At 74.0% G+C, this 15,819-nt stretch carries 8 protein-coding genes and 1 riboswitch; of the genes, 6 read left to right on the forward strand and 2 right to left on the reverse strand.

Annotated elements, in window-relative coordinates:
* Positions 1-24 precede the first annotated feature (24 nt).
* Positions 25-1,326 carry a peptidase gene (locus ABTZ99_RS10800; protein ID WP_499610322.1) on the reverse strand — a complete coding sequence of 434 codons (1,302 nt, stop codon included), beginning with the start codon at positions 1,324-1,326 and terminating at the stop codon, positions 25-27.
* 91 nt (positions 1,327-1,417) lie between these two features.
* A riboswitch (cobalamin riboswitch) is annotated at positions 1,418-1,530 on the reverse strand.
* 103 nt (positions 1,531-1,633) lie between these two features.
* Here ABTZ99_RS10800 and ABTZ99_RS10805 point away from each other — a divergent pair.
* From ABTZ99_RS10805 to ABTZ99_RS10815, 3 genes are all read left to right on the forward strand, one after another.
* Positions 1,634-2,893 carry a cytochrome P450 gene (locus tag ABTZ99_RS10805; protein WP_498778946.1) on the forward strand — a complete coding sequence of 420 codons (1,260 nt, stop codon included), beginning with the start codon at positions 1,634-1,636 and terminating at the stop codon, positions 2,891-2,893.
* Between the two features lie 162 nt (positions 2,894-3,055).
* Positions 3,056-4,003, forward strand: coding sequence for a DMT family transporter (locus tag ABTZ99_RS10810; protein ID WP_499610326.1), 948 nt, complete (start codon positions 3,056-3,058; stop codon positions 4,001-4,003).
* Positions 4,004-4,117: 114 nt separating this feature from the next.
* Positions 4,118-5,299 (forward strand): S8 family peptidase, encoded by a 1,182-nt coding sequence (locus ABTZ99_RS10815; RefSeq protein ID WP_499610329.1) that lies wholly within the window; start codon positions 4,118-4,120, stop codon positions 5,297-5,299.
* A 52-nt stretch (positions 5,300-5,351) separates the two neighbouring features.
* Here the strand turns inward: ABTZ99_RS10815 and ABTZ99_RS10820 are convergent, their stop codons facing one another.
* Complete coding sequence (locus ABTZ99_RS10820) at positions 5,352-11,444, reverse strand: type I polyketide synthase (protein ID WP_499610332.1); 6,093 nt, start codon at positions 11,442-11,444, stop codon at positions 5,352-5,354.
* Between the two features lie 293 nt (positions 11,445-11,737).
* Here ABTZ99_RS10820 and ABTZ99_RS10825 point away from each other — a divergent pair, with 293 nt between their 5' ends.
* The 3 genes from ABTZ99_RS10825 to ABTZ99_RS10835 all read left to right on the forward strand — a co-directional run bounded on the left by ABTZ99_RS10825 (position 11,738) and on the right by ABTZ99_RS10835 (position 15,798).
* Positions 11,738-13,393, forward strand: coding sequence for a fatty acyl-AMP ligase (locus tag ABTZ99_RS10825; RefSeq protein ID WP_499610335.1), 1,656 nt, complete (start codon positions 11,738-11,740; stop codon positions 13,391-13,393).
* A 144-nt stretch (positions 13,394-13,537) separates the two neighbouring features.
* The gene (locus tag ABTZ99_RS10830) at positions 13,538-14,485 is read left to right on the forward strand and encodes an alpha/beta hydrolase (protein WP_499610338.1); all 948 of its coding nucleotides are present in this window, start codon (positions 13,538-13,540) and stop codon (positions 14,483-14,485) included.
* Positions 14,455-15,798: an MFS transporter gene (locus ABTZ99_RS10835; RefSeq protein ID WP_499610341.1), complete on the forward strand. Its 1,344-nt coding sequence runs from the start codon at positions 14,455-14,457 to the stop codon at positions 15,796-15,798. The genes ABTZ99_RS10830 and ABTZ99_RS10835 overlap by 31 nt, the downstream gene beginning before the upstream one ends.
* The last annotated feature ends 21 nt before the right edge of the window (positions 15,799-15,819 follow it).

A 15,819-nucleotide genomic window follows, 5' to 3' on the forward strand; every position in this document is an offset into this window, starting at 1 on the left:
CGGCCGTGCCGCGATCACGTGCCGTCACTTCCGCGCCTCCGCGTACCGCCGACGCGCCAGGACGACCGCGAGCACGCCGGCCACCAGCAGCAGCGCGCCGATCCACAGCATCGGACCGACCTCCGCGCCCGTGCGGGCGAGGTTGCCGCGGTTGCCCGCCACGGTCACCACGGGGGCCGTCGTCGTGCTGGTGGCAGCGGGGTCCGAGGTGGTGGTGGCGTCCGTGGTGGTCGTCGTGGTGTCCGGAGTGGACGACGAGGTCGACGTCGGCGTCGTGGTGGTGACCGGGCAGTCGAGCACCGGAGCGTCCGGCGTGCCGCCTTCCGCCTTGAGGTCCGCGAAGTTCACGCCCACCAGGCCGAGCACGCCCTGTGCGCTCGCGCGCAACGAGGTGGCGTGCGTGAACCCGGTCTGGTCGAACGCGATCGCGCCCCGCCCCGCCTCCGCGGCCGTGCAGCCGACCTGCAACGACGTCAGGAACCTCGCGGCCAGGTCCGCCGCGGCCGTCCGACCGCCCGCGCGCAACGCCTGCGCGGCCAGCCCGGTGCTGTTGGCGTTGCCCTCGCCGGCCTGGCCCGCGTCGCGGAACCCGCCGCCGGGCTGCTGCACGCCGGTCAGCCAGTCGAGCGCCGTGCCGGCCTCGGCGGTCCGGTCGACCGCCAGCAGCGCCTGCACGACCATCGCGGTCGCGTCCACGTGCGACTCGCAGGCCTCGGCCTCCAGCACCAGCGGGAACCCGCCGTCCGGGCACCGCGTGCCGACGAGGTAGTCGACGGCGGCCTGCGGCGCGCCCTCCCAGCGGTCCAGCGCGAGCACCGCGAACGCCTGGGTGAAGCCGTTGGAGTAGTCGCCCCACTGCGACTTGTCCTGGAACCGGCCGGACGGCGCCTGGAGCGCGGTGAGACCGGCGATCAGGTCCTCGCCGCCGAAGGCCGTCGGGTCCTGGCCGCGCACCTGGGCCGCCAACGCCAGCTTGGCGTGCGCGCCCGCGTACGACTCGGCGGGGTCGCCGGAGTGCAGGTAGTTGGCGATGATCGCGGGCTCGGCGAGCCACGCGGTGGCCTTGTCCGAGCTCGCGGACGCCACGCCGGCCGCGGTGAACGCGAACACCGCGTCCAGCGTGAGGCCCTGGTCGGGGTAGGCGACACCGTCGAAGACGTTCTCGAAGTGGTCGCCGTCGACGAGCTGCCGGGCGAGCCAGCCGGCGGCGGCGTCGCTCACGTCCGCGGTGGGCGCGACCCGTTCCTGGCTCCAGGCTGCGGGAGCGGCCGCGAGCGCGGCGACCGCGGCGGTGGCGATGACGGCGGCGGTCCGTCTCAACGACATGTTCGGCCTTTCCGGGGGCAAGGCGTGAGCGGACCCCGGACAGCCGTGACCGACTTCCCCCGGGCTCCGACCCGTGGACCTCGACGGTGTCAGGAGCGTGGCACGCGCGACGGGTGTTCGGGCTCGTCCCGGGTGGGACCTACCGTTGCGGGTCAGCGCCGGATTTCGACCGGCTTCCCCCGTATCGCGCGCGATTGCCGATCGTCTGTCACGGACCTTGGCGTGTCAATCCGCCTCTAGCGCGATGCTGCTCACCCCTACGTACGGTTACCGTCGGGCGATCCAGTCTGGGGAAGAGGGGTGTTCGATGACGACTCTGGCGTCCGTGCGCGACGGTTTGGTGGCGTGGGTCGCACGGCGTTCGGCGACGCGGTGGGTGTTGGGCAAGATCGGTTCACGGGCGTTTGCGCTGCTCCCGGACCGCGCGCTGGTTCCGCTGAAGCGGGACGGGGTGGTGCCGGTGCCCGAGTTGGAGCGGATGCGGGAGTCCGGCGCGGTGCACCGGATCCCGGTGCCGTTCGGCTTGCGGGTGTGGTTGGTCACCGGTCAGGACGAGGCGAAGAACGTGCTTTCCGACACAGGGGCGTTCAGTAACGATTACGCGCGGCTCGGCGCCGCCGTCGGTCGGTTGGAGCAGTCGCCCGGTGGCCTCGGTTTCGCCGACCCGCCCGACCACACCCGGCTGCGCAAGCTGCTCACGCCGGAGTTCACCATGCGCAGGCTGTCGCGGCTCGTGCCGCGCATCGACGCGATCGTCACCGAGCGACTGGACGCGATGGAGGCCGCGGACGGGCCGGTCGACCTGGTGCGGGAGTTCGCGCTGCCGGTCCCGTCGCTGACCATCTGCGAGCTGCTCGGCGTGCCCTACGAGGACCGCGACCGGTTCCAGGAGCTGGCGGCGGCCCGGTTCGACGTGTTCAGCGGCGCGGGGCAGGCGTTGGGGGCGATCTCCGAGTCGCTGTCCTACATGGAGGAGATCGTGCGTCGCGAGCGCCGGTCCCCGGGCGACGGCCTGATCGGCTCGATCATCCGGCAGCACGGCGACGACGTGAGCGACGTCGAGCTGGCCGGACTCGCCGACGGCGTGCTGACCGGCGGGTTCGACACCACGGCGTCGATGCTCGCGTTGGGCGCGATCGTGCTGCTGAAGGACGACGCCGCGCGTTCGGCGATGCGTGACGACGACGCGGCGGCCGCGCCGTTGGTCGAGGAGTTGCTGCGGCACCTGAGCGTGGTGCAGGTGGCGTTCCCGCGGTTCGCGCGGCACGCGCTGCGGGTCGGCGACCAGCAGATCGAGGAAGGCGACGTGGTCGTGGTGTCGCTGTCGGCGGCGAACCGCGAGGGCGCCTCGGAGTTCGACGCGGGCCGTTCGTCGTCGTCGCACCTGGCGTTCGGGTACGGCGCGCACCGGTGCGTCGGCGCGGAGTTGGCGCGGCTGGAGCTGCGCGCCGCCTACCCGGCCCTGCTGCGCCGCTTCCCGAACCTGCGCCTGGCCGACGAGCGGCCGGCGTTCCGGACCGCGTCGATCGTGCACGGCGTCGAGTCGCTGTACGTGCACACCCGCTGACCTGAGCGTCGAACTCGGGTGTCCCGAACGCAGGACGCGGTCGTTCGGGTACCCGAGTTCTCCGTTCGGACGGCGGACGTGCCCGCGACGTTGTAGCTCTGCTTAACATGGCGTCATGATGTTTCACTTTTCTTGAAGGCGGTCGTGCGGGACGGTGGTCCCATGACCGGACGTGGTGTGCTGCGGTTGGGTGTGCTGGCCCTGTTGTGGGGCTCGGGGTTCCTGTGGATCAAGGTGGCCCTGACCGGGTTGTCGCCGGTGCAGATCACGGTGATCCGGTGCGCGCTCGGCGCGGCGGTGCTGGTGGTCATGGCGCGGGTCGGGCGGCAGAGGTTCCCGGCGAGGTTGTGGGGCCACCTGGTGGTCGCGGCGTTCTTCTGCAACGCCTTGCCTTTCCTGCTCTTCGCGATCGGCGAGCAGACCGTCGACTCGGGCGTGGCGGGCGTCCTCAACGCGACCACCCCGCTGTTCTCGCTCCTCATCGGACTGGCGATCGGCACGGACCGCGGCGTCACGCCGGTCCGGGTGGCCGGGCTCGTCCTGGGCTTCGCCGGCGTCCTGCTGATCTTCGCGCCCTGGCAGCGGCACGGCCTGGCCGGCGTCGGCGCCCTCGTCCTGCTCGGCGCGGCGGCCGGCTACGCCGTCGCGTTCGCCTACATGGGACGCAAGCTGGTCGGCCAGGGCGGCCCGATCGCGGTGTCCGCCGCCCAGCTCACCGCCGCCACCGGGCTGGCCGCCGTCATGCTCCCGTTCGACCACACCCCGGCCACGCCCAACGCCACCGCGATCGTCGCCGTGGTGGTACTCGGCGTCTTCGGCACCGGCGTCACGTTCGTCCTCAACTACCGGATCATCGAGGACGAAGGCCCGACCAGCGCCGCCACGGTCGGCTACCTGCTGCCCGTCGTGTCCGTCGCGCTGGGCTCGATCGTGCTGGACGAGCCGCTGACGGCGCGGATCGTGGCCGGGATGGCCGTGGTGCTGGTCGGTGTCGCCCTGACCCGGTTGGCCCCGGCCAAGCGGCCGGGAGAGCGAACCGGGCGTTACCAGTTGTCGGTTATCTCCACCGAGCGTGACGGGGGCGGCGGCCGTTCGGCCGACCTCCGTTGACCATGGCATAAGCGCTGGTCAGGCTGCTGGTCTGGACCTCGGACGAGTGACCGTTCGCTCCGTCAACCCTGCGTCGGGGCGCACTCGCCCGGGTTCACCAGAAGGAGCCAACCCGTGCGTCCTTTCCGTCGAACGCTCACCGTCCTGGCCGTCGCGACCACCGCCGTCGGCCTCACCGCCACCACCGCCTCGGCCGAACCCCTGCACGAGGCCGACATCGTCACCGCGACGGCGTCCGCGACCGTCCACCCGATCAAGGACTCCTACATCGTCACCCTCGGCGCGACGGCCCGCGGCGGCGCGGGCGTGGCCGCCGCGGCGGGCGTGACGCCGACCCACGTCTGGGACGCGGCGTTCCACGGCTTCGCCGCCAAGCTCACCCCGGCGCAGCTGCGCAAGCTCAGCCGCGACCCCGCGGTCACCACGATCGAGCAGGACGTGCTGGTCACCGACGCGCTCGACGCCACCCAGGCCAACCCGCCGTCGTGGGGCATCGACCGGGTGGACCAGCGCAACCTGCCCCTGTCCAGCAGCTACACCTACAACTACACCGGCGTGGGCGTGCACGCCTACATCATCGACACCGGCATCACGCCGGGCCACGCGGACTACGGCGGCCGGGCCACGTTCGACTACAACGGCATCGACACCAACAACACCGACTGCCACGGCCACGGCACGCACGTCGCCGGGACCATCGGCTCGAACACCTACGGCATCGCCAAGGGCGTGCGGCTGCACGGCGTGAAGATGATGAACTGCTCCGGCGGCGCGACCACCACGTCGGCGCTCAACGCGATCAACTGGGTCACCGCCAACCACACGAAGCCGGCCGTGGCCAACACGTCGTGGAACTTCACCGCGTCGGCCAGCCTGGAGACCGCGATCCGCAACATGATCGCCGCGGGCGTCTTCCTGGCCACCTCGGCGGGCAACACCGGCGGCAACTCGTGCGACCGCCTGCCGCGCAAGGTGGAGACGGCCAGCGTGGTGGCGTCCTCCACGAACACCGACGCCCGGTCGTCGTTCTCCAGCACGGGCGCGTGCGTCGACCTCTACGCGCCGGGGAGCTCGATCGTCTCCACCGTCCGCACCGGCGGCTCGGGCACGATGAGCGGCACGTCGATGGCGACGCCGCACGTGGCCGGCGTGGCCGCGCTCTACAAGCAGCGGTTCGGCGACCAGTCCTCGGCCACCGTGCACAACTGGCTGAACTCCGCCGCCACGCCGAACGTCGTCAGCGGCGGCGGCACCGGCGGCACGGTCAACCGCCTGCTGTTCACCAACGGCCTGTGAACCTCCCCGGCGCGCGGGGGTTTCGCGCCCTCACCCCGCGCGCCGGGGAACCCTACGCGTCCAACACGGACGACAGGTGCCGCGCCACCGCGGAAACGTGCGGCAGGTCCACCATCGAGAGGTGGTCGCCGGGCACCGGCACGACCTCCAACGAGCCGCACGCGTCGGCCCACCCGAGGTCGTCGTCGTCCTGCCGGCGCAGGTAGCGCGGGTCGAGCACGGTGGTCAGCGTCTCCCGGTCGGTCGCCCGGTAGAACACGACCCGCCCCGGGTAGTGCCGCGGCGTGAACCGCTCGGCCGCCCGCGCGTCCAGGTAGGACGTCCGCTGGTGGCGCAGCGCGCCCGGGCTGATGCCCAGGTCGGCGACGGCGGCCAGCACCGCGTCGATCTGCCCCACGTCGTCCAACGAGGACAACGACTCCCACGGCAGCTCGACCGACGCGCCGTAGACCTCCTCGACGTGCCGGACGTAGCGGGCGAACCGGTGCCGCAGCAGGTCGGCGGGCGAGACCTCGGGCGCGGGCAGCGGTCGGACCGTGTCGATCATCACCACCAGCCCGACCTCGGCGCCCTGGTCCCGCAGCAGGCACGCCACCTCGTGCGCCAGGCACCCGCCGAACGACCAGCCGCCCAGCACGTACGGCCCGGACGGCTGCACCGACCGCACCAGCTCCGCGTACCGCGCCGCCTTGGCCGGGATGTCCGGCACCTCGTCGATCCGCTCGTACCCGTAGCACGGCCGGTCCTCCAGCAACCCGACCAACGGCTCGTACACGCTGGTCGGCCCGCCCGCCGGGTGGAACAGGTGCAACGGCCGCCGCGACCCGCCCGCGCGCAGCACCCGCACCGGCCCGCCCGCGTCCTCGAACGCCGCGCGCAGCCGTTCGGCCATCGCCTCCACGGTCGGCGACGCGAACAGCGAGTCGTCGACGGCGACCCGGCGGCGGACCAGCGCCAGCAGTCGTTCCCGCGAGCCGCCGAGGGCGAGGAAGTCGTCGTGGACGCCGAAGTCCCGCCGCCCCAACACCTCCGCCCACAGCCCGAACACCCACCGCTCGGTCGGGTCGCGCGGCTCGACCCGGCTCGGCGCCTCGGGTTCGAGCCCGGCGATGTGGCGTTCCACGTCACGCAGGCTCGCCCCGCGCAGCAGCAACGGCACCGGCAGCTCCACCCCCAGGTCGTGCTCGACCGCGTTGCGCAACCGCATCGCCATCAACGAGTCCAACCCCAGCGACGTCAACGGCAGCGAGGGGTCCGGCGCACCACCCATCACCCGCGCCACGATCGCGCTCAGCCGGTCCGCCGCGGGCACCTCCGACGGCGGCCGGAGGAACGACGAGAAGAAGGGCCGGTGCGCGAGCCCGGGGAACAGCTCCACCACCCGCCGCCGGTCGAACCTCACCACGCCGGTCGCCACCCGTCCGGACAGCAGCAACGCCTCCACCGCCTGCACGCCCTCGGCCGGCGAGATCGGCCGCAGCAGCGGGTTGTCGTTGTCCCGGGCCAACCCGACCCGGCTCCACGCGCCGAAGTCGATCGTGGTCGCGGGCAGCCCCGACGCCCGCCGCCACCGGGCGAACCCGTCCAACCAGGCGTTGGCCACCGCGTACGCGGCCTGACCTGGCGAACCGAGCAGGGCCGCCGCCGAGGAGAACACCACGAACCAGTCCAGCGGGTGCCCGGCCGTCGCCTCGTGCAGCCGCAGCGCGCCGTCGACCTTGGGCCGCAGCACGCGCCGCACGTCGGCCGGGTCCAGTCGGTCGACCGGCGCGTCGGCCAGCACACCGGCCGCGTGCACCACTCCGCACAGCCGCAGCCCGCCGTCCACCGCCGCCGTCACCGCCCGCTCGGCCACGCCGGGTGCGGCGACGTCGCCGGTCACCACGACGACGTCCGCGCCGAGCGCCCGCAGCTTCGCCACCTCCGCCCGCGCGTCCGGCGACGGCCCACGACGACCGCACAGCACGATCCGCGCGGCGCCCCGTTCGGCCAGCCACCGGGCCATGACCAGCCCCAACGCGCCCAACCCGCCGGTGATCAGGTACGCGCCCGAGTCGACCACCGACCCCGTCGCGGGCACGTCGACCTCCGCGCGCCGCAGCCGTGCCGCGTACCTCGCGCCACCACGCCAGGCGACCTCGTCGTCGGCCCGGTCGGCGAGGAGTTCCCGCGGCAGCACGGTGACGTCGTCGACGTCCACGATCGTGGCCCGCAGCTGCGGCCGTTCGAACGCCAACACCCGCACCGCACCGCGCAACGCGGCCTGCTCCGGCACACCCGCCTCACCGTCCACGACGCACGCCGCGTTCCGCGTGACGATCCACAACCGCCGCGCGTCGTGCGCCAACGACGACAGCCGCGCCAAGTCCTGTTCCAGGTCACCGGGGACGAACACGATCCCGTCGGCCGCGTCCGAGGGATCGGTCGTCACGCGCTGCCCGGCGTCGATCAGGACACCGGCCAGGGTCGGGGAGTCGGAGAGCAGCAGCCACGTGCGCGAGGCGTCCTCGACGGCGGGCAGGTCGTGCCGTTCCCAGGCGGTCTCCAACGCCAGCCCGGACAACGCCACCGACGCCGGCCGCACCCGCACGTCCACGACCTCCACCAGCAGGGTGCCGGCGTCGTCGTAGAGCCACACCGACCCGGTCAGCTCACCCCCGCCGCTCTCGCGGACCACGGCCTCGCACCGGTCCGCGCGGCGCGGGTCGCCGTGCAGCCGCACGGCCCCGATGCCGACCGGCAGGTACGGCCCACCGGCGGCGACGTCGAGCGCTGCGGCGGCGAGCGCGTGCAGGCACGAGTCGAGCAGCGTCGGCGGCAGCCGCAACGCGCGGTCCGGGCCGTCCGGGCGGTCGACCAGGCACCTCGCCGCACCCGCGCCGGCCAGCGCGGACCGGACGCCCCGGAACGCCGGGCCGTAGTTCATCCCGACCTCGGCCAGCCGGTCGTACAGGGCGACAGGTTCGAGTCCACCGCCGACCGGTGGCGGGGCGCCGCGCTCCTCGCCCGGCACGACGGTGGCGGTGGCGTGCCGGGCCCACCCGTCGGCGGTCTTCGCGTGCACCTCGACGCGCCCGGCCCGGAACGTGGTGCTCAGCCGGACCTCGTCGGCCAGCGGCAGCAGCGCCTCGAACACCACGTCGCGCACCGCGAGCGGACCGGGCACCACCTGCGCGCCGGCGGCGAGGGCGATCTCCACGTACGCCGCGCCGGGCAGCACGGCGGTGTCCTGCACCCGGTGGTCGCCCAGCCACGGCACCGCCGCCAGGCCCACGTCGGCCTGCCACGCGTGCGTGCCGTCGGGCAGTTCGACGTGGTCGCCGAGCAGCGGGTGGCCGGCCCGGCGGGTCGGGGGAGCGGTCCAGTGCGGGCGGTGCTCCCACGGTGCGGCCGGCACGTCGGTGACGCCTCGGGCGGGCACCAGGCCGTGCAGGTGCAGTGACGCGAGGTTGTCGTGGAAGGTCCGCACGTCGTCGGTGTCGCGGCGCAGCGAGCCGACGAGCGCGAGGGACGGCGCGTGCTCGGCGATCGCGGACAGCGCCACGGGATGCGGCGAGACCTCCAGGAATGCGGTGAAGCCGTCCTCCAGCGCGGCGGTCACGGCCTGGGTGAACCGCACCGGGTGGCGCATGTGCGCGGCCCAGTAGGCGGCGGTGAACGGCGGCGCGTGCCTCGGGTCGGCCAGCACGGTCCCGTACAGCGGCACGTCGCCGCGTCGTCCAGCGACCTCGCGCAGGGCCGACGCGAGCTCGTCCAGCACCGGCTCGACGGCGGGGGAGTGGCCGCTGGTGCGCAGCGGCAGGGCGCGCGCCATCCCGCCGTCCGCCTCGACCCGGGCGACCAGGGCGGCGAGCCGGTCCGCCGGGCCGGACACCGTGCAGCGGCGCGGTGCGGCGTGCACGGCGACCGACAGCGCGGGGTCGTCCACCTCGTCGGCGGGCAGTGCGACGGCCGCCATCCCGCCGTCGCCCGCCGCGTCGACCACGTCCAGCAGCCGGGCCCGCGTGGTGATCACCAGGGCGGCGTCGGCGAGCGACAACGCGCCGCTCACCACGGCCGCGGCGACTTCGCCCGCGGACTGCCCGATCACCGCCGCCGGCCGCAGCCCGCGTGACTCCCACAGCCGCGCCAGGGCGATCTGCACGCCGAACAACGCGATCTGGCCGTCGCCCAAGGTGTCCGACGGCGTCTCCAGCAAGGACCGCACCGAGTGCGGCGCGATCAGCCGGTCCACCTCGTCCACCGCCGCCGCGAACACCGGTTCCGCGTCGAGCAGCCGACGTCCCATCCCGGCCCAGCCCGAGCCGTAGCCGGAGAACACCCACACCGCGTCGCCGTGCCGGTCCGCTGTGCCCACCGGGCGTTCCCCCGAGGCCAACGCGCGCAACTCGGCCACCACGGCGGCCCGGTCGGACCCGGCGACCACCGCGGCGTGCGGCTCACGTCCACGACGTCGGGCCAAGGTCGCGCCCACGTCGTGCAGGTCGGCGTGCGTCGTGGCCAGCCACTCGGCCAACGCCGAGGCGTGCCGCCGCACGCGTCCCTCGGACGTGCCCGAGAGCACCAGGAACGCCGGGCCGTCGGGCCGGTCGGCGGGGTCGGCCGCGGGCGGCTCCTCCAGCACGACGTGCGCGTTCGTGCCGCCGAACCCGAACGACGACACACCCGCCGTGATCCGGCCCGAGTACCGCGGCCACGGCGTCGGCCCGGTCACCACGCGCACGCCGGTGAAGTCGATGTGCGGGTTGGGCACGCGGAAGTGCGGGCTGGGCGGGATCTCGCCGTGCCGCACCGCCAGCACCGCCTTCACCAGCCCGATCACCCCGGCGGCCGACTCGGCGTGCCCGAAGTTCGCCTTCGCCGAGCCGAGCAGCAACGGCCCACCGTCGCGTGCCGCCTCGTCCCGGCCGAGCACCTCGCGCAGCGCGCCCACCTCGATCGGGTCGCCGAGCAGCGTCCCGGTGCCGTGCGCCTCCACGTAGTCCACCCGGGACGGGTCGACGCCCGCGTCCGCGTACACCCGGCGCAGCAGGTCGGCCTGGGCTTCCGGGTTCGGCGCCATCAGCCCGTTCGAGCGCCCGTCGGAGTTCACGCCGCTGCCCCGGATCACCGCGAGCACCCGGTCGCCGTCACGTCTCGCGTCCGACAGGCGCTTGAGCACGACCGCCGCACAGCCCTCGGCCCGCGCGATGCCGTCGGCGGAGGCGTCGAACGGCTTGCAGCGACCGTCCGCCGACAACAGGCCCGCCCGGTGGAACGTGAGCGTGACGGCCGGCCCGAGCAGCAGGTTCACCCCGGCGACCACGGCGGCGTCCGTCTCACCCGCGCGCAGGCTCTGGCACGCGTGGTGCACGGCGACCAGCGACGACGAGCACGCCGTGTCCACCGCGAGGCTCGGCCCGCGCAGGTCCAGCAGGTACGACAACCGGTTCGCGGCGATGCTCAACGCTCCGCCGGTCGCCGTCCACGGCTCCACCCGGCTCAGGTCCGCCGCGCTCGCCGTGCCGTACTCGCCGGTCGAGATGCCGACGAACACCCCGGTCCGGCTGCCGCGCAAGGCGTCCGGCGCGATGCCCGCGTGGTGCAGCGCCTCCCACGACACCTCCAGAACCAGCCGTTGCTGCGGGTCCATCAACGCGGCCTCGTGCGGCGCGATGCCGAAGAACTCGGCGTCGAAGCCCTTGATGTCGGCCAGGAAGCCGCCGAACCGGGGCGTGCCGTCGGGCAGGCCGGGCCAGCGGTCCGGCGGCGCGGGCGTGACCGCGTCACCGCCCGAGCGCAGGAAGTCCCACAGCCGGTCCGGGCCGTCGACGCCGCCGGGCAGCCGGCAGCCGACGCCGACCACCGCGATGCCCTCGTCCACGGGTCGGCCGGGCGCGGCGTCCGGCGCGGGCGCGGGCCCGGCGAGGTGGCGGGCGAGGCGGGCGATGGTGGGGTGCTGGTAGAGCAGGGTCGGGGGCAGCGGCACGTCCAGGAACTCGCCCAACGCGCCCGCGAGCACCACGGCGTCACGCGAGGACAGGCCGAGTTCGGCCAGGGGCTGGTCGACGTCCACCTCGCCCTCCGCCAGGTCGGCGAGTTCCGCGACGCCGCGCACCAACCAAGCGCGGATCTCCGCTTCCGCGGACGTGCCGAAGCCGGTCATGGGTCACCTTTCGTACGATTCCCACAAAAACGCCGTGAAGTATTTGCGAGGCGGCGGATGACACGTCCGCGATCGGGGTGCCTGCGGCGTGCGAACGATCGTGGCCTGGTCGAACGCCTGCGAACAATAGGCCGATCGGGTCAATGACCGGTCGCGTGAAGTAGTCGTTGACAGTTCTTCTACTCGCCGGTAGCTTCTGCGCCCGGCGTGTTGGAAATCACTTCGACAAAAGTTGTGACGACCGCACAAAACCTATTTCCGAATTTTGTCATCGCGCAGAGGAGAGGGTGTTCATGACGGTCACCGCGACCACCACCGGCACGGTCGTGGACGCCGTGCGGCGCTGGGCCCGCGAACGGCCCGGCCGCACCGCCTTCACGTTCCTCGACCACGAGGCGGACCCCCGCGGCGTGCCGGTCCCGATCACCTGGGCCGAGCTGGACGCACGGGCCTGCGGCGTGGCCGCCGAGCTGCGGCGCCGGTGCGCGCCCGGCGACCGCGCGCTGCTGTTGCTGCCCCAAGGGCTGGACTACGTGGTGGCGTTCGTCGCCTGCCTGTACGCCGACGTGCTCGCCGTGCCGCTGTTCCCGATCACCGGCGACGGCCACCGGGAACGCCTCGACGGCATCCTGCGCGACTGCGCGCCGACCGTCGCGCTCACCGACGCGCCGGCCGCGCTCGACCTGGACGTGGTGGTGGTCGGCAGCGTGCCGCCGTCGGACGAACCGCCCGTGCGACGGCTCGGCGGCCCCGTCTACCTGCAGTACACGTCCGGCTCCACGCGCACGCCGGCCGGTGTGGTGGTGACCGACCGGAACTTCCAGGTCAACGTGCGCCAGGCGCTCACCGCCTACGGCCTGGCCGACGCGGTGGCGTCGCCGGTGAGCTGGCTGCCGCTGTTCCACGACATGGGGTTGGTGCTCGGCGTCGGCGTGGCGTTGACGACCGGTGCCGAGGCGGTGCTGATGGACCCGTCGGCGTTCCTCTACCGGCCGTCGCGGTGGCTGCGGGCCATGCACGGGCGGCGCGACGTCCTCAGCGCCGCGCCCGACTTCGCCTACGACCTGTGCGCGCGGCGGGTGTCGGCGGCCGATCGGTCCGGGTTGGAACTGAGCGGCGTGGTGGCGCTGATCAACGGCAGCGAACCGGTGCACGCGGCGACGCTGGCCCGGTTCCAGGAGGCGTTCGGGCCGTGCGGGCTGCGGCCGGACGCCCAGCGCCCCTCGTACGGCCTGGCCGAGGCGACGGTGTTCGTGACCGCCGCCGCCCGGCCCACGACCACCGGGTTCGACCGCGCCGCGCTCGCCCGAGGACGCGCGGTCCGCCAGGACGACCCGGAGCGGGCGAGCGTGCTGGTCGGCTGCGGCGGCGCGGTCGACCAGCACCTCGCGATCGTGGACCCGGTGACGGGGGAGCGGGTCGAGGGCGACCGGGTGGGCGAGATCTGGGTGTGCGGGGAGAACGTCTCGCCGGGCTACTGGTCTGGTGGCGAGGGCTTCGGCGCCCGGCTGCCGGGTTCGCCGCCGGGGCCATGGCTGCGCACCGGTGACCTCGGCGTGCTGCACGACGGCCAGCTGTACGTGGTCGGCCGGATCAAGGACCTGATCGTCATCGACGGCCGCAACCACTACCCGCAGGACGTGGAGGCGGTCGTGGAGGGGGCCGACGACGTGATCCGGCGCGGTCACGTGGCGGCGTTCGCGGTGCCCTCGGTCGACGGCGAGGCGCTGGTCGTGGTCGCCGAACGGTCCTCGAAGGTGCCTCGCGCGGCCGTCGACCAGGCCCGCGTCCGGGCCCGCGTGCGCGCCGCCGTGTCCCGGCACCACGACGTGCGCGTGCGGGACGTGCTGGTGGTCGAACCGGGCTCGGTGCCGAAGACGTCGAGCGGAAAGCTCTCCCGCGCCGCCTGCCGCGACCGCTACCTCGCGGGTCTGCTGCCCACCTCGTGACCGTGGACGGGTCGCGGGTTTCGCCGCCGGCCGGTCCGGCGCCCACCTCGTGATCACCGCCCCGGACGCGTCGCGGAGGTCCCCGCCCAGGGGGACCCCTGTTCTCGATTTTACCGACGGGGTCTGACAATTTCGGGAGAAGTGATGATGCGCGTGCTGCTGTCGGTCCTGTCCGCTGCCGCCCTCGCGGTCGTGCCCGCGCAGGCCACGCCCGTCCCGGCCGACGACGGGGCGGTGGTCGTCGGTGAGAGGTGGCTCGACGCCCGCACCGTCGACCTCACCGTGTCCTCGCCCGCGGTCGGCGGGCACGTGCCCGTCCGCGTGCTCACCCCACCGGGCTGGTCGCCGACCGCGTCCAGGACGTGGCCGGTCCTCTACCTGCTCCAGGGCGTCGGCGACGACTACACCTCGTGGACCAGGGAAACCGACGTCGAGGAGCTCAGCGCGTCGAGCGACGTCCTGGTCGTCATGCCCGACGCCGGACGCGCCGGCTGGTACACCGACTGGTGGAACGGCGGACGCGGCGGCACGCCCAAGTGGGAGACCTTCCACACCGGCGAGCTGCCGCAGCTCGTCGAGCGGAACTACCGGGGCGGCACGGCGCGCGCCGTCGCCGGGTTGTCGGCGGGCGGCACGGGCGCGTTCGGGTACGCGGCCAAGCACCCCGGCATGTTCCGGGCCGCCGCCTCCTACAGCGGTCTGCTGTCGACGCAGTTCGTCGGCGTCCCCCAGTTCATCTACACCACCGTGCTGCGGGAAGGCCTCGACCCGTACGGGCCGTGGGGCCGCGAAACCCTCGTGCCCGCCGTGTGGGCCGCGCACAACCCCCGGCAGCTCGCGGCGAACCTGCGCGGCATGTCCCTCTACATGTCCTACGGCAACGGCTTCAAAGGCGTGCTGGACCAGGACTGGTGGTCCTACGACGCGTTCGAGACGATCGTGGGCACCACGTCGCCGGACTTCGTGGCCCGGATGCGGTCGCTGGGCATCCCGATCACGGTCAACGCCTACGGCGGCGGCACGCACACCTGGAAGTACTGGCAACGCGAGCTGCGGGCGTCGTGGCCGATGCTGACGGCCGCGCTCGCGTGAAGCGCGTCCTGCTGGTGGCCTGCTTCGCGGCCTTCGTCACGGCGCTGGACAACAGCGTCCTGATGGTCGCCCTGCCCACCATCGGCCGCGACCTCGGCCTGTCCACGAACGACCTGCAGTGGGCCGTGGTCAGCTACATGCTGGTGTTCGCGAGCCTCATGCCGGCGGCCGGCGCGGTGGGGGACCGGTTCGGGCACCGGCGGGTGCTGCTGGTCGGGTTGCTCGGCTTCGCCGCCGCGTCACTGGGCTGCGGCACGTCCCACGGCGGCTGGGAACTGGCGCTGTGGCGGGCGGCCCAGGGCGCGGCGGCGGCGGCGATCGTGCCCACCGGGCTGGCCGTGCTGCGGACCGAACTGGACGCCGCCCGACGTCGCACGGGGATCGCGGCGTGGACGGGCGCGCTGGCCATGGCACTCGCGGTCGGGCCCGCGCTGGGCGGTCTGCTCAGCGAGGCGGCGCACTGGCGGTGGATCTTCCTCGGCAACGTCCCGGCGTGCGTGGCGGTGGCCGCCTTCGCCTTCCTGGCCCTGCCGTCCCGGCGGATCACCCGGCCGACACCGTTGCCGATCCGGTCGACGGCGGCGTTGACGGCCGCCGTGTTCACGGTGACCGCGACCGTGTTGAGCGTCGGCGGCGAAGGGCCGGTGGCGGCCTTGGCCGCGTTGTCCGGCGCGGCGTGCCTGATGTTCGTGGCGGTGGAGCGGTCGGCCGCGCACCCGTTGTTCCCCGCCGGCCTGGCCCGGTCGGGGTTCGTCGGCGGCACGGTCGCGCAGGCGTTGTGGGGGCTGGCGGTCAGCGGTGTGCTGTTCGTGCTGCCGCTGCACCTGCACCACGCCGAGGGCCTCACCCCGCTGGCCACCGGCCTGTTCTTCGTGCCCGCCGCGTTGGCCGTGATCGCGGGCGCGCCGGTCGTGCCCGTCCTGGTGTCCCGGCTCGGACCGTGGCGGACGGCGGCGTGCGGGCTCGGCGCGGTGACGGCCGGGCTGGTGGCGATGTCCTTCGCGCGGCCACCGGTGGTGCTCGCGTGCCTGGTGGTGATCGGCTTCGGCTCGGCGTTGACGACCCCGTTGACCACCGCGGTGCTGGACGCCGCGGACGAGCGGGTCGCCGGAGTCGCCTCGGCCGCGGTCACCTCGAGCCGTGAGCTGGCGGGCGGTCTCGGCGTGGCGGTCATCGGTCTGGCGTTCACCGCGGCCGGGCTCTTCGCGGCGCTCGTGGTCGCCGCCGGTGTGGTGGCGGTGGGGCTGGGGATCGCGATCGCCCTCGACCCGGCCGCGCGCCCGCGTTCGGCGCGTTCCCGCCACGGGGCGTAGTCGCCGGTGCGAAGATCGGCA

The sequence above is a fragment of the Actinosynnema sp. NPDC002837 genome (assembly GCF_040295345.1).
Lineage (GTDB): Bacteria > Actinomycetota > Actinomycetes > Mycobacteriales > Pseudonocardiaceae > Actinosynnema.

Excerpts from the sequence above, each read along its gene's own strand:
- ABTZ99_RS10800 (WP_499610322.1), bottom strand. The coding sequence starts at position 1,326 with ATGTCGTTGAGACGGACCGCCGCCGTCATCGCCACCGCCGCGGTCGCC.
- ABTZ99_RS10805 (WP_498778946.1), top strand. The coding sequence starts at position 1,634 with ATGACGACTCTGGCGTCCGTGCGCGACGGTTTGGTGGCGTGGGTCGCA.
- ABTZ99_RS10810 (WP_499610326.1), top strand. The coding sequence starts at position 3,056 with ATGACCGGACGTGGTGTGCTGCGGTTGGGTGTGCTGGCCCTGTTGTGG.
- ABTZ99_RS10820 (WP_499610332.1), bottom strand. The coding sequence starts at position 11,444 with ATGACCGGCTTCGGCACGTCCGCGGAAGCGGAGATCCGCGCTTGGTTG.
- ABTZ99_RS10825 (WP_499610335.1), top strand. The coding sequence starts at position 11,738 with ATGACGGTCACCGCGACCACCACCGGCACGGTCGTGGACGCCGTGCGG.
- ABTZ99_RS10830 (WP_499610338.1), top strand. The coding sequence starts at position 13,538 with ATGATGCGCGTGCTGCTGTCGGTCCTGTCCGCTGCCGCCCTCGCGGTC.